12 protein-coding genes and 1 pseudogene are annotated in these 12,914 nt (G+C 66.6%); 9 read left to right on the forward strand and 4 right to left on the reverse strand.

Annotation, left to right across the window (positions count from 1 at the left end):
- Positions 1 to 150 precede the first annotated feature (150 nt).
- Positions 151 to 984 carry a hypothetical protein gene (locus AC1D0P_RS07265; RefSeq protein WP_477676105.1) on the forward strand — a complete coding sequence of 278 codons (834 nt, stop codon included), beginning with the start codon at positions 151 to 153 and terminating at the stop codon, positions 982 to 984.
- A gap of 48 nt (positions 985 to 1,032) precedes the next feature.
- Complete coding sequence (locus AC1D0P_RS07270) at positions 1,033 to 1,749, forward strand: hypothetical protein (protein ID WP_477676106.1); 717 nt, start codon at positions 1,033 to 1,035, stop codon at positions 1,747 to 1,749.
- 138 nt (positions 1,750 to 1,887) lie between these two features.
- Here the strand turns inward: AC1D0P_RS07270 and AC1D0P_RS07275 are convergent, their stop codons facing one another.
- Complete coding sequence (locus AC1D0P_RS07275; protein ID WP_477676107.1) at positions 1,888 to 3,492, reverse strand: methyl-accepting chemotaxis protein; 1,605 nt, start codon at positions 3,490 to 3,492, stop codon at positions 1,888 to 1,890.
- 136 nt (positions 3,493 to 3,628) lie between these two features.
- On the opposite strand from AC1D0P_RS07275, the gene AC1D0P_RS07280 reads away from it, so the two are divergent.
- The 5 genes from AC1D0P_RS07280 (at position 3,629) to AC1D0P_RS07300 (ending at position 7,840) form a co-directional block, all read left to right on the forward strand.
- Positions 3,629 to 4,849 carry a helix-turn-helix domain-containing protein gene (locus AC1D0P_RS07280; protein WP_477676108.1) on the forward strand — a complete coding sequence of 407 codons (1,221 nt, stop codon included), beginning with the start codon at positions 3,629 to 3,631 and terminating at the stop codon, positions 4,847 to 4,849.
- 44 nt (positions 4,850 to 4,893) lie between these two features.
- The gene (locus tag AC1D0P_RS07285; protein ID WP_477676109.1) at positions 4,894 to 5,562 is read left to right on the forward strand and encodes a Vgb family protein; all 669 of its coding nucleotides are present in this window, start codon (positions 4,894 to 4,896) and stop codon (positions 5,560 to 5,562) included.
- Positions 5,563 to 5,739: 177 nt separating this feature from the next.
- The gene (gene gstA / locus AC1D0P_RS07290; protein ID WP_477676110.1) at positions 5,740 to 6,351 is read left to right on the forward strand and encodes a glutathione transferase GstA; all 612 of its coding nucleotides are present in this window, start codon (positions 5,740 to 5,742) and stop codon (positions 6,349 to 6,351) included.
- A gap of 63 nt (positions 6,352 to 6,414) precedes the next feature.
- On the forward strand, positions 6,415 to 7,203 hold the full coding sequence (locus AC1D0P_RS07295) for a DUF899 domain-containing protein (protein WP_477676111.1): 789 nt from the start codon (positions 6,415 to 6,417) through the stop codon (positions 7,201 to 7,203).
- 25 nt (positions 7,204 to 7,228) lie between these two features.
- Positions 7,229 to 7,840, forward strand: coding sequence for a hypothetical protein (locus AC1D0P_RS07300; RefSeq protein ID WP_477676112.1), 612 nt, complete (start codon positions 7,229 to 7,231; stop codon positions 7,838 to 7,840).
- 159 nt (positions 7,841 to 7,999) lie between these two features.
- On the opposite strand, the gene AC1D0P_RS07305 is transcribed toward AC1D0P_RS07300, so the two are convergent.
- Positions 8,000 to 8,860, reverse strand: a complete 861-nt coding sequence (locus AC1D0P_RS07305) for a YhjD/YihY/BrkB family envelope integrity protein (RefSeq protein ID WP_477676113.1) — start codon at positions 8,858 to 8,860, stop codon at positions 8,000 to 8,002.
- Between the two features lie 204 nt (positions 8,861 to 9,064).
- Here AC1D0P_RS07305 and AC1D0P_RS07310 point away from each other — a divergent pair, with 204 nt between their 5' ends.
- Together AC1D0P_RS07310 and AC1D0P_RS07315 are read left to right on the forward strand one after the other, a co-directional pair.
- Positions 9,065 to 9,529, forward strand: a complete 465-nt coding sequence (locus AC1D0P_RS07310) for a hypothetical protein (RefSeq protein ID WP_477676114.1) — start codon at positions 9,065 to 9,067, stop codon at positions 9,527 to 9,529.
- Between the two features lie 680 nt (positions 9,530 to 10,209).
- Positions 10,210 to 10,659: pseudogene (locus AC1D0P_RS07315) on the forward strand (class I SAM-dependent methyltransferase); the annotation flags it as partial.
- 105 nt (positions 10,660 to 10,764) lie between these two features.
- Here AC1D0P_RS07315 and AC1D0P_RS07320 read toward each other — a convergent pair.
- On the reverse strand, positions 10,765 to 12,258 hold the full coding sequence (locus tag AC1D0P_RS07320; RefSeq protein ID WP_477676115.1) for a DegQ family serine endoprotease: 1,494 nt from the start codon (positions 12,256 to 12,258) through the stop codon (positions 10,765 to 10,767).
- 76 nt (positions 12,259 to 12,334) lie between these two features.
- The coding region (locus tag AC1D0P_RS07325) for a sensor histidine kinase (RefSeq protein WP_477676116.1) at positions 12,335 to 12,914 on the reverse strand (580 nt) is incomplete at its 5' end.

Genomic DNA, 12,914 nt, shown 5'->3' on the forward strand with positions numbered 1-12,914 from the left:
AAATGCAGCGGCGACCGGGAAAAATGCCCCCAAGCCGGGGCTTGGGTGCCGGCCGGCGCGCCGGCCCTGGAAAGCACGCCAGCGCAGGGGATTGTTTTGGTCGCGGCTATAGTGGCCACAAATACGACAGGGACAACAGGGGAGGCCTCGATGCGGACACGTTCACAAATTGCAGGGCGCTGGGTGGCCGCCGGGATGGCGGCATGCGCATTTCTCGCCGCACCGGCTCACGGCCAGATCAGGCAGACGAGCCCTGAGGCACAGCTTGCCTGCCAGGTGTTTGACCAGGCCAGCGGAATGCGGCCGGTGCTCGCATCCGCGCGGGCCGGCGACGCTGAAGCCTTTCCGAAACTCCAGCAGCACATGGACGCGCTGCGAACACTGATGGGTGGCAATCTCCCGCCGTCTCTCGACCGTCTTGCGCCTCTCGTGGGCGGTATGGGGTATTCGGCGAAAATTCTTCTTGAGAAGCCCCATGTCCTGCCGACGGTGCAGAACGGCCTGCACGATGTGATTCGCGAGTCACTGGTCCTGGTCAGCCAGGCCCAGGAGGTGGCGGCGAATGAACGCAAGGGCCGCCAGTCGACTGCGCGCGTCGCGGCAGCGCAGCAATTGCCAATACTGCTCGACAGCCTCGCCAGGAATGCCGGAAAGGTTGCCRCCGCAGAAATGTCCCAGGAGGCCGTTTTCGATTTCGGGCGCAACCTCAATGACATCAGGACATTGACGAGTGCGCTGACAGTTGGAAACGCCGAGCTCAAGATAGCCGCGGTCAGCAATGCGCAGCAGCGTGTCCGGCTGCAGAAGCTCACGGAGGATTTCGCTCCGATCTGGGCAAGCGCAGGCCAAGCGCTGGGCAATTTGCAGGCGTACGTCACAGCGGACATTGCCATCAACCACCTCCAGAAGGCGTCGTCCGAGCTGGTAGCCGGTGTGCTGGGCGTCTGCTACGCACCGGGAATCCGTGTCGAGCCGCGCGGCTAGGGGCCGCGAGCGCTGTGTTTGGATTGTCTCCAACCTATGGAGTGAGTGATGAAAAAATATCGAACTTTTGCCGGCGCCTGTTTACCCTTTGTGCGCGGCGCTTGCATGGTGTGCTTGCTGGTGCCTGTGCTCTCCTGGGCCGGCGGCGCGGAATTCGCGTTGCGCTGGAGCAGCGGCGGGCCGGCTTCCGCGGATGAGGCGGTGACGCTGATGGGCCTGGAGGGCAGCCGCAAAGTCACGGAGTATGAGGTCGAGTACTTCACGGTGCTTGCACCTCCGGTGCCCGCAAACCCGCCGGCGATCGGCAGGCGGCGGACCCGGTCCGACGGCAAGGTCGAACTGACGCTGAAATACCGCAGTCCGCAAGCCTTTGACAGCGGCTTTGACACGAAGGCTGCCTGCGCGCTGGGCAAGGATACGAACGTCAAGGTGGAGACCGACATATCAGTGCTCCAGACGCTTCAACCCGGCCGGGCCTATTCGGTGTCCTGTGAGCGTGAAACGAAGAAGAAGGTACTCGATTTCCCTGAGGCCATGCGTGCGACATCGATGGGATGCAAGAATCGCATGAAGCGCGTCACCGTCGGCGTGTTCAAGGTGGAGGAGTGGCAGCTTCCCCAGGGCCGGCTTATCGAGGTGTCGATGCCGGGGAGCGACACGCCACAAGATTTGGCGCTCTTCATGGCAAAGGTCAAACCCCTCCTGGACAAAGGCGTGGTGCTCGTGGATGGCAGCAAGTCCCAGGCGGGGAGCAGTTGCAGCTAGGTTCTGTGAACGTCCTGCTGAACACAGGACCTCACATCATGGTTTCTTTATCTGCGTAAATCTGCGAAATCTGTGGAGAAAGAAATCATCCGCAGATGACACAGATTTGCGCAGATTAAAAACAGGGCTGCCGGGGCCTCACGCGGCCAGGGCCGGCCTGGCGGTGCGCGCGGCGTCCCGGCTCAGCTGGAACACCGAGACCGCGCGCGACAGCTGCACTGACTGCTCGTCCAGGCTGGCCGCGGCCGCGGCGGCCTGCTCCACCAGGGCCGCGTTCTGCTGCGTGGCCTTGTCCATGTGCGAGACCGCCTGGTTGACCTGGTCTATGCCGCTGCTCTGCTCGCGGCTGGCGGCGGTGATTTCGCCCATGATGGTGGTCACGCCCTGCACCGACTGCATGATTTCCGTCATGGTCTGGCGCGCCTCGCTGACCAGGCAGTTGCCCAGTTCCACCTTTTTGACCGAATCGCCTATCAGTGACTTGATTTCCCTGGCCGCGCCGGCCGAACGCTGCGCGAGGCTGCGCACTTCCGAGGCGACCACCGCGAAGCCCTTGCCCTGTTCCCCGGCGCGCGCGGCTTCCACCGCCGCGTTCAATGCCAGGAGGTTGGTCTGGAAGGCGATGCCGTCGATCACGCCGATGATGCCCGCGATCCGGTTCGCCGAATCGTGGATGTCGTCCATGGTTGCGCCCACACGGGCGACCGCATCGCCGCCCCTGGCCGCCACCTCGGAAGCCGACACCACCAGCCGGTTGGCTTCCAGCGCGCTGTCGGCATTCTGTTTCACCGTCGCGGAGAACTGCTCCATGCTGGCGGCGGTTTCCTCCAGGCTCGAGGCATGGGTTTCGGTGCGGCTCGACAAATCCATGTTGCCCGCGGCGATCTCGCTGGTTGCGATACCCATGGACGCCACGTTGGCGCGCACGTCGCCGATGATGGCGACCAGGTTCACGTTCATCTGCTGCAGGGCGCGCAGCAACTGGCCCACGTCGTCGCCGCGCTGCGTTTCCAGCTTGCCCGACAGGTCGCCGCCGGCGATGGTACGCGCGGCCCGGGTGGCGGCGCGCAGCGGCAGCACGATGCCGGTGTGCAGCGAATAAGCCGTCCACAGCGCGCCGGCCACGCCCAGGGCGGCGGCGCCGGCAAACCAGCCGGCCGCGGCGCCGTCCGATGCCGTGATGCCGGCCCAGCCCATGCCGGTATACAGCGCAACCATCGCCAGCAGCGCGGTGCCCATGCGCGCGCGTATCGATACATTTTTCAGCGCGGCAAAGGCGCCGGCCAGGCCGGTGCGCATCGCCCGGCCTTGCCGCAGGGCGATGCCGTCCGCCTGCCCGGCCATGATGCGGCGGTAGAGCTGGTCCGCCGCCTCGACCTGCGCCCGGCTGGGCTTGTTGCGCACTGACATATAGCCGGTGGCCCGGCCGTTCTCCATGACCGGCGTGACGTTGGCGTTGACCCAGTAGTGGTCGCCGTTCTTGCGCCGGTTCTTGACCATGCCGGTCCACGGGATGCCGTCCTTGAGCGTGTCCCACAGGTCGGCGAAGGCTTCGGGCGGCATGTCCGGGTGGCGCACCAGGTTGTGCGGCGCGCCCAGCAACTCCTCCTCGGCGTAGCCGCTGACCTCGACGAAGTAGGGATTGACGTAGGTGATCCTGCCTTTCAGGTCGGTCTTGGAGACGATGGGCTTGCCGTCCTGCATGGCGTATTCGACATCGGTCACCGGGAGATTGCTGCGCACGGGTTTTTCCTTTTTTTGGGGGCATGGCGGCGCGCTCCACCTCGGGGCGCTGTCCGATGCGAAAAGTTTACGGAGGGCGGGGCGTGCGGCCCTTGATCCAGATCAACGCGACCGGCGGGCGGTGTAGGCTACGCCCATGGATTCCCTGATCAGCGCTTCCTCGCGCGCGCTGGCCGCGGGTGACGCGCTGGGCGCCCTCAAGCGGGTGGCCCTGCGCGACGACCCGCCGGCGCTGGCCTTGCGCGGCATTGCCATGGCCCAGCTGGGTGAGCACCCGCGTGCGCGTGAACTGCTGCGGCGCGCGGCCCGGGGTTTCGGTGCACACGAAGAACTTTCGCGCGCGCGTTGCGTGGTGGCCGAGGCCGAGGTGGCGCTGGCCATGCGTGACTTTGCCGGCTCGCCGCGCGCGCTGGCGGCGGCCTCGGCCACGCTGGAGGCGCATGCCGACCATGCCAATGCGCTGCAGGCCTGGCTGATCACGGCGCGGCGGTATTTGCTGCTGGGCCGGCTCGACGAGGCCAGGGCCGCGCTGGCGAAGCTGGACGCGCGCGGCCTGCGGCCTTCGCTGAGGGCGGTAGCCGAGCTGACCGCGGCCGAGCTGTCCTTGCGTTCACTCCACGTCGGCGAGGCGCGCATGGCGCTGGCACGCGCGCAGGCGGCGGCCGAACGTGCGCAGGTGCCTGCCCTGCAGGCCGAGGTGGCGGAGGCGCGGGCCGCGCTCGACAGGCCCGCGGCGCGGCGGCTCACGTTGGGCGGCGAGCAGGCGCTGCGGCTTGACGAGGTGTCGGCGCTGCTGGCCTCGGACGCGCTGGTGGTCGATGCCTGCCGGCACGGGCTGGGCGCCGGCGAGCAATGGCGGCCGCTGGCGCGCCGGCCCGTGCTGTTCGCGCTGGCCCGCGCGCTGGCCGAGGCCTGGCCCGGCGATGCCGAGCGCGAGGCCTTGATCGCGCGCGTGTTCCGCACCCGGCACCCGGATGAAACCCACAGGGCGCGCCTCCGGGTCGAGATAGGCCGGCTGCGCGCGATCGTCAAGCCGCTCGCGGCCATTGAGGCGACCGGTCGGGGTTTTATCGTGAAGCCGCTGGGCGGGCGCGACGTCGTCGTGCTGGCGCCACCGCTGGACGGTGACCAGGCTTCGCTGCTGGCGCTGCTGTCCGACGGCGCGGCCTGGTCCACCTCGGCGCTGGCGCTGGCGCTGGGGGACAGCCAGCGCACGGTGCAGCGCGCACTGGCCGAGCTGGAGGAGGAGGGTCGGGTGCGCTCCCTGGGCCGGGCGCGGGCGCAGCGCTGGCTGGCACCGCCGCTGGCCGGATTCACGACGATCTTGTTACTCCCCGCTTCGCTGCCGATTGGATAGAGTTACTTCCATGGCGCTGATTCACGGCGCGACAAGGAGCAGCGATGACAGGCAAGACCCTCAAGCAAACCCCCGAGCCCAAGGCCCGCCCCGCCGAGATCGTGCGCGAATACGGCTTCCCCGGCGTGGATGACATCGCCGGCGTCACCCATGACGGCCAGCGTGTCTGGGCTGCCGCGGGCGCGAAACTGATCGCCTTCGACCCCGCCAGCGGCGAGCAGACGCGCACGCTGGACTGCGCGGGCGACGCCGGCACCGCCTTCGACGGCAAACACCTCTACCAGATCGCCGAGTCGCGCATCGACAAGATAGACCCGGCCACCGGCAAGGTGGTGGCGACCATCCCGGCGCCCGGCAGCGGCAGCGACTCGGGCCTGACCTGGGCCGAAGGCAGCCTGTGGGTCGGCCAGTACCGCGACCGCCGTATCCACCAGGTCGACCCGAAAACGGGCGCCATCCAGCGCACGATTGAATCGAACCGCTTTGTCACCGGCGTAACCTGGGTGGACGGCGAACTCTGGCACGGCACCTGGGAGGGCGACGAGAGCGAGATCCGCCGCATCGACCCCCAGAGCGGCGCCGTGATGGAGCGGCTCCAGATGCCGCCAGGCGCGGGCGTCAGCGGGCTGGAGTCCGACGGCGCCGACCTGTTTTACGCGGGCGGCGGCAAGAGCGGAAAAGTCCGCGCCGTGCGGCGGCCCAAGAGAGCATAGCCCGCCTAGGCCGCAGTGAACACAGCGCGCAAGGCATAGGCCGCCGCGCTGGCAACCCCCTTCGGTCCCTGGACCGATACCGAGCGCACCTGTTTCCAGCACGGGTCGGGCAGCGCTTTGACCGACGCAACGCAAACCAACCCTGAAAACGGCTTACCCAGCCAAGGAGAAAAAACCATGAAGCTGTACTACTCCCCCTCCGCCTGCTCGCTGTCGCCGCACATCGTGGCCACCGAGCTCGGCCTGCCCTTTGAACTCGTGAAGGTTGACGTGGTCGCCAAGCGCACCGAGCACGGTGAAGACTATCTCGCCATCAACCCCAAGGGCCTGGTGCCCGCCCTCCGGCTGGACGACGGCAGCGTGCTGACCGAAGGCCCGGCCGTCGTGCAATACCTGGCCGACCTGAAACCCGATGCGCAGCTGGCGCCCGCCAGCGGCAGCATGGCGCGCTACCGCCTGCAGGAAATGCTGGGCTACATCAACTCAGAAYTGCATCAGGCGTACATGCCGCTGTTCAACCCGGCTTGCAGTGATGAAGTGCGCGGCGCGCGCATGGCCCATCTGCACAAACACTACGGGCTGCTGGACGCCGCGCTGGGCCGCGCGCCCTTCCTGCTGGGTGAGCGTTTCACGGTGGCCGACGCCTACCTGTTTGTGGTCACGCGCTGGGCGGAATTCGTCAAGCTGGACCTGTCGGCCTTTCCCCATCTGCTGGCCTTCCAGGCGCGCATTGCCGGCCGGCCCGCCGTGCAGGCGGCCATGCAGCGTGAACAAGTCGCCAGCGCCTGAGCGCAAACCTTCCCGCCACCCATCCCAACCCACTCATTCAACCCACCTATCCAGGAGAACAGCATGAACAGCCCCACCACCGAAACACCCACCCTGAACCACGCCGTCGTCTCCAGGGACACCTGGCTGGCCGAGCGCAAGACGCTGCTGGCGCAGGAGAAGGAACWCACACGCCTGCGCGACCGCATCGCCAGCGAGCGCCGCGCCTTGCCCTGGGTCCATGTCGAGAAAAACTATGTCTTCGACACGCCCGAAGGCAAACGCTCGCTGGCCGATTTGTTTGAAGGCCGGCGCCAGTTGATGGTGCAGCACTTCATGTTCGGCCCCGGCTGGGAGCAGGGCTGCCCGAGCTGCTCCTTCATGGCCGACCATACCGACGGCATGAAGATCCACCTGGAGCACCGCGACATCAGCTTCGTGGCGGTGTCGCGCGCGACGCTGCCCGAGATAGCGCGCTTTCACAGTCGCATGGGCTGGAAGTTCAAATGGGTGTCGTCCAACGGCAGCGACTTCAACTACGACTTCCACGTGAGCTTCAAACCGGAGGATCGTGTCAACGGCACCGTCAACTACAACTACGGCATGGTGGAATTCCCGGCCGAAGAAGCGCCCGGCATCAGCCTGTTTTACAAGGACAGCGAAGGCCGGATTTTTCACACCTACTCGACCTATGGGCGCGGTGTGGAAGTCATGATCGGCACCTACCCCATGCTGGACCTCGCCCCCAAGGGCCGCGACGAGCGCGACACCTTCTACAAGATGGAGTGGATGCGCCACCATGACCGCTACGAGACCCAGGCCGTCTTCACCCCCGCGCCTGAGGCCCATGCATGCTGCAGCGACAAAGCCTGAGCGGCCCCAGGCAGGCGCAAGCATCATGTCAAACCTTTGGCCCTGGCTGGCGGTGGCGGGCGTCGGCGCCCTTCACGGGCTGAACCCCGCCAATGGCTGGGCCTGGGCCGCCGCCTGGGGCCTGCGCTCGCGCGACCGCGCGCAGGCGCTGCGGGCCCTGCTGCCGATCGCGGCCGGGCACACCGCTTCGGTCGCGCTGGTGGCCGCTGCGGTGGTGTGGGGGCTGGCCATGGACCGCTTCGCGCTGCAAGTGCTCGCGGGCGGCCTGCTGGCCGCCTGCGCCGCGCTTCACCTGTCGCGCCGCACCCCCGGGGCGGCACGCGCACCCGCCGGCAAGGCTGGGCTGGCACTCGGGTCTTTCATGATGGCCAGCGCGCATGGCGCGGGCCTGATGCTGGTGCCGGCGCTGGTTCCGCTGTGCGCGGGAGAAGCCTCGCTGGCGGGGATGGAGGGCGCGGGGCCGCTGGCGCTCGCGCTCGCGGCGGTTGGTGTTCACACCGCGGCCATGCTGGCCGTCACCGGCCTGGTCGCGAGCGGGGTTYGCCGCGGTTTTGATGCAGGCCAGCGCTGGCTGGGCGGCCGCGGATGCCTAACCGAGCAGCCGAAACAAGCCGTAGAGGGAAAGCAGGGCGGTTAACACCAGAAATCCGGTCTTGGCCCCGCGGGCCCCGACCAATGTTCCGATCACGCTGCAGGCCAGGATGGCGCCGAAGATATAAGTTGTTTTCATGCCCTGATGGTAAAGCCTGGGCGCAGCTGAAAAAGCCCGCTGTGGTGTGAAACCTACGCGCAAAACTCAGGCGCGCGAAAGCCGCCGCGAAGGCTGCGACCCGCCGCGCGGCAGGCTGGCGCTTACCAGTGCCGCGGCCAGCGTGACCAGCCACGAGTAGTAGACCCACAGCAGGAAGGCCAGCAGTGGCGCGAAGGCCCCGTAAATCGTGCGGTAGGTCGGCACGTTGGCCAGGTAGATCGCAAAGCCCTGTTTGCCCAGTTCAAACGCGACGCCGGCCAGCAGGCCGCCCGCGATCGCATCGCGCCAGCGCACCACGGTGTGCGGCACAAAACGGAACAGGCAGGCAAAGCCGGCGGCGCTCAAGGCCATGGGCCCGATGTTCAGCGCGTGTGGCAGCCAGCCGGGCCGCGCCACCGGCAAGCCGCTGGAGGCCGCTGCCAGATAGGACGCGGCCCACAGGCTGGCGCCTATCAGCACCGGGCCGGTCAGCAGCATGCCGATGTACAGGCCCAGCCGGCGCAGCAGCGGCCGTGGTTTTTTGACCTGCCATATCCGGTTCAGCGTGCCCTCCACACTCATAAGCAGCGCCAGCGCCGACACCAGCAGCAATGCAAAGCCGACCTGCGTCAGCCCGCCGGCATTACCCGCGAACTGCGCGAGGTGTTTGAGCACCGTCCGCGCGATGCCGTCCGGCAGCAGGCCGCGCAGCAGGTGCTCCCGGATCGCGTCCCCGGCCGCATGCAGGGCGGGGATGCGCGCGAACAGCGCAAAACTCAGCGCCAGCAGCGGCACCATGGACATCACCATCGTGAAAGTCAGCCCACCCGCCGACTGCGGAAGTCGCTCTTCGCGAGCGCGCCGCAGCAGGCGGCTGGGCAGGCTGCCCTGGTTTCGGCTGCTGCTGGAGGTTGTCGTCGTTGCCATGCAGGGAATATAGCGAGGCGAATGCGGTTTTACGGCGGGGCTTTGGGAAATACGGGGATTTGAGGGGTAAACGCGGCGTCTGCGCGACAAAGTGGGTTGGGCGTGGTGTTGGATGAAAATGCAGCTTCCCTACAAGCGGGTTTAAAGAACGTCCCGACGGGTGCCTATGACTTCCAACAATAGGCTTTAGTGCAAGGAACTAACTTGGCAACAAAATCAGAAAAACTCTTTGCGGCATATGCGCGATTCGCGCAAACAATTGTCGGCATTCCGGATGAAAAGGCTTGGGAGCTGTGTCAGGTCGCTGCCGGGGTTCCAGCCTTTGTTGCCGAGGTTCGTTCACGCGACCCCAAGCAGACAAGCTCGCAGATCGTCACCGGTTTGGAGCAGGGTTTGAGGGAAATGCCCGGCCTTATCGTCGAGGTTGATATTCAGTGGCGCGGGGCGGTTTCAAAAGCGCTGCACGACGCGATGATGGCAGAGTACCCCGAATTCCTGCAACTCGAGACGGCGCGCCTGGAGAAAGTCATGACGCGAGGAAAAATAAAGACCGAGGCCGAGTTCTACCTGGTGAAGCACAGGATAGCTGTTCTTGAGGGTGAGCCCGAGTTGCCTGAGCAGTTGAGGAATCTCTATGCATTGGTCGAGGCGTTTGAAGCCCGCACCTAGCTTGAAATAAGAGAAGAAAAATGGAAAAAGTCGAAATCTACTGCCCCAAGTGCGAATGGCGCCCCCGCGCCGAAGACCGGTGGTTTTGTGTACCCTCTTGCGGTACCGTCTGGAACACGTTCTGGACCAGGGCTGTCTGTCCCGGTTGCGGGGTCAAGTGGCCGAGCACCGCGTGCTTGGCGTGCGGCGTCTACTCGCCCCATGAAGCCTGGTACCACTACCGTGATCCGGTGGCCGGTGAAGGGGAGCCGGTGCGTGAGGAGGAGAAGCTTGTTGCATAACTGTCCGGCCAAGCCAAACTCCAAGACGTTCCGCCGCTCCAGTGGAACTTGACTGTTGCCAAAGGCCGATTCAAATTTGGAGACCTATGAGCATGGAAAAAACTCATGAGCCTGCGGGACAATCCACAGCACGAAGGTATCGGGGGTACGGCTTGTTTGGCGGGGTCGCGCTGGGACTCTTCGCCGGCGTCCTGATCAGCGGGCCCCATTTTGGGGAATGGTCCGCCAGTGCATCGCTCGCGCTGGTCCTCGCCTGCGCAACCGGTGGCGCATTGATAGGCTGGCTGTTCCTTTCCATCGCCTCAGGGTCGGTGGCGGGTGGGGGCGCCTGGGGGGCGGGACATGTCGAGGGAGGAGATGTTTCAGGTGCTGACGGCCACGGTGGAGACGGTGGTGGCGATGCCTGACCAGCAGCGGGTCGTCAAACCCCCGAGCACCCAGGGCTACGCCGAGCAGGCCGAGGCGCTGATTCCCCAGTACGAGGCCATTCCCTTTGTCAAACGCCACGAGGCCGAACTGCATCTTTTGCCGACGGCCCCCAGCCGCGTCCTGGACATAGGCGCGGGCACCGGCGTCGATGCGGCCTGGTTCGCCGAACAGGGGCACAGCGTTTTGGCCGTGGAGCCGACCGCGGAGTTTCTGACGGCGGCCATGCGCCTTCACCCCTCGCCTTTGATCGAATGGCTGGACGATACCCTGCCCGGATTGGAGCGTGTGCTGTCGCGCGGGCAGCGCTTTGACGTCGTCATGCTGAGCGCGGTGTGGATGCACCTTGACGAGGTGGAACGCCGCGCCGGCATGCCCCGGCTGGCGTCGCTGCTGGCGTCTGGCGGGCTGATCCTGCTGTCCCTCCGACATGGGCCTGTCCCCGCCGGGCGGCGCATGTTTGATGTTTCGGGCGAAGAGACGATAGAACTTGCGCGGCAGCACGGGCTTGAGGCTGTGCTGAATACGCTAACGGAGTCCTTGCAGCCGGGAAATGTCGCAGCCGATGTCACATGGACCCGACTTGGCGCGCACCTGCTCGATGTTCTTCACGGGCACGCCGTTGATGGACAGCAGCACGTCGCCGGGCTGCACGCCGGCCAGAGCCGAGGGGCCGCTGGCCTGTTCGACGACCAGGCCGTTGTCGACGCCGGCTTCCTTCTTTTCATCGGGCTGCAGCGGGCGCAGGGCCAGGCCCAGCTTGCCGTGGTTGGGGCTGTCCTTCTTGGCCACGACCTGGCCGGTCTTTTCGTCGGCGCTGCCGAGCTTGGCGGTGATCTCTTTGGACGAACCCTGGCGCCAGATGTCGAGCTTGAGGCTGTCGCCGGGGGCCGCGAGGCTGATGATGGCGGGCAGGTCGCCGGACGAGACGATGGGCTGGCCGTTGACGCTGCGGATCACGTCGCCGGTCTGCAGGCCGGCCTTCTCGGCGGGGCCGCCTTTTTCGACATTGGCGACCAGCGCGCCTTCGGGTTTGTCGAGTTTGAAGGAGTCGGCGAAGGACTGGTTGACTTCCTGCACCGCCACGCCCAGGCGCGCGTGCTCGACCTTGCCGGTGGCCACGATCTGGTTCTTGATCCGGGCCGCCACGTCGATGGGGATCGCGAAGGACACGCCCTGGTAGCCGCCGCTGCGGGTGTAGATCTGCGAGTTGATGCCGACCACCTCGCCGCGTGTGTTGAACAGCGGCCCGCCCGAGTTGCCGGGATTGACGGCGACGTCGGTCTGGATGAAGGGCACGGCGCTGTCGTCGGGCAGCGAGCGGCCTTTGGCGCTCACGACGCCGGCGGTGACGGTGTTCTCAAAACCAAAGGGCGAGCCGATGGCCAGCACCCATTCGCCGACCTTGAGTTCGCTGATCTTGCCCAGGGTGACCACGGGCAGGTTTTTGGCCTCGATGCGCAGCACGGCGACGTCGGTCTTGGGGTCGGCGCCCAGCACCTTGGCGCGGTATTCGCGGCGGTCGGTCAGCTTGACGGTGACCTCCTTGGCGTCGCGCACCACGTGGGCGTTGGTCAGGATGATGCCGTCGGCGCTGACGATGAAGCCCGAGCCCTGGCCGCGCGTGGGGACTTCCTGCTGCGGGGCGTTGCCGCGGGCGCCGGGGCGGCCCTGGCCCTGCTGGAAGCGCTTGAAGAACTCAAAGAAGGGGTCACCCGAAAAAGGCGAGTCATCGTCGTCGCCGTCACCCTGGGCGATTTCATTGCGGACCTTGGTGGTGCCGGTCACGCTGATGTTGACCACGGCCGGGCCGTAGCGTTCAGTGATCTGCGAAAAGTCGGGCAGGGCCATGGGGACGGAGGCCGCGCCGGTCACCGGGGCGGGCGCGGAGACGGCGGGTGGCGTGGCGGCGGTGGCGGCGGAATGCAGGATGTTGATGGCGCCGACGCCGGCGCCGCCAATGGCGCCCGCGGCCAGCAATGCAGCAACAAGCCGGGTGTTCTTCAATGCGGTGGATGACATGGCGAGCTTCCTTGGTTGGGTTGCGGCACTCTTTATGCCGATGACCTAACTATGGAGACCGTGTCTTAGACGGGGCTTAAGGGGCGCTTGAAGCGGGCTCGGCCGGAAACTGCACATCTACCTTGAGCCCACCCAGGCGTTCCGAGCTGCCTAGCCGCAGCGTCGCGCCATGCCGTCCGGCGATGGCTTTGACGATGGCCAGGCCCAGGCCGCTGCCGGTTTGCGGCGCTTCATCGGCCCGGCCCCCTTCGGCACCGGCGCGGACGAAGCGGTCGTACACACGTTCGCGGTCTTCGGTCGGGATGCCGGGACCGCTGTCTTCCACCGCGAGTTCGGGGTGGCCGTCCGCCAGGGCCAGCGAGACGTCGACCCGGCCGCCGGCCGGTGTGTACTTGACGGCGTTGTCCAGCAGGTTGCGCAGCAGCACGCGCAGGGCATCGGCCTGGCCCGTGACCCGCAGCGGCTGCGCTGGTGGGTTGCCCGCCACCAGGCCCAGGTCTATCTGTTTGTGCAGGGCATGCGGCAGCACGTCGGCCACCGCGAGCTTGACGACTTCCTGCAGGTCCACGGGCCCGGCCGCACCCGCGGCGGCGCCGGCTTCCTCGCGGGCCAGCACCAGCAACTGCTCGACCAGGCGTATCGCGCGGTCTATGCCC

Source organism: Polaromonas sp. P1_G2, assembly GCF_056405515.1.

What these genes read in the sequence shown, in the direction of transcription:
- AC1D0P_RS07270 (WP_477676106.1), top strand. Translation starts at nt 1,033, where the DNA reads ATGAAAAAATATCGAACTTTTGCCGGCGCCTGTTTACCCTTTGTGCGC.
- AC1D0P_RS07280 (WP_477676108.1), top strand. Translation starts at nt 3,629, where the DNA reads ATGGATTCCCTGATCAGCGCTTCCTCGCGCGCGCTGGCCGCGGGTGAC.
- AC1D0P_RS07285 (WP_477676109.1), top strand. Translation starts at nt 4,894, where the DNA reads ATGACAGGCAAGACCCTCAAGCAAACCCCCGAGCCCAAGGCCCGCCCC.
- AC1D0P_RS07305 (WP_477676113.1), bottom strand. Translation starts at nt 8,860, where the DNA reads ATGGCAACGACGACAACCTCCAGCAGCAGCCGAAACCAGGGCAGCCTG.
- AC1D0P_RS07320 (WP_477676115.1), bottom strand. Translation starts at nt 12,258, where the DNA reads ATGTCATCCACCGCATTGAAGAACACCCGGCTTGTTGCTGCATTGCTG.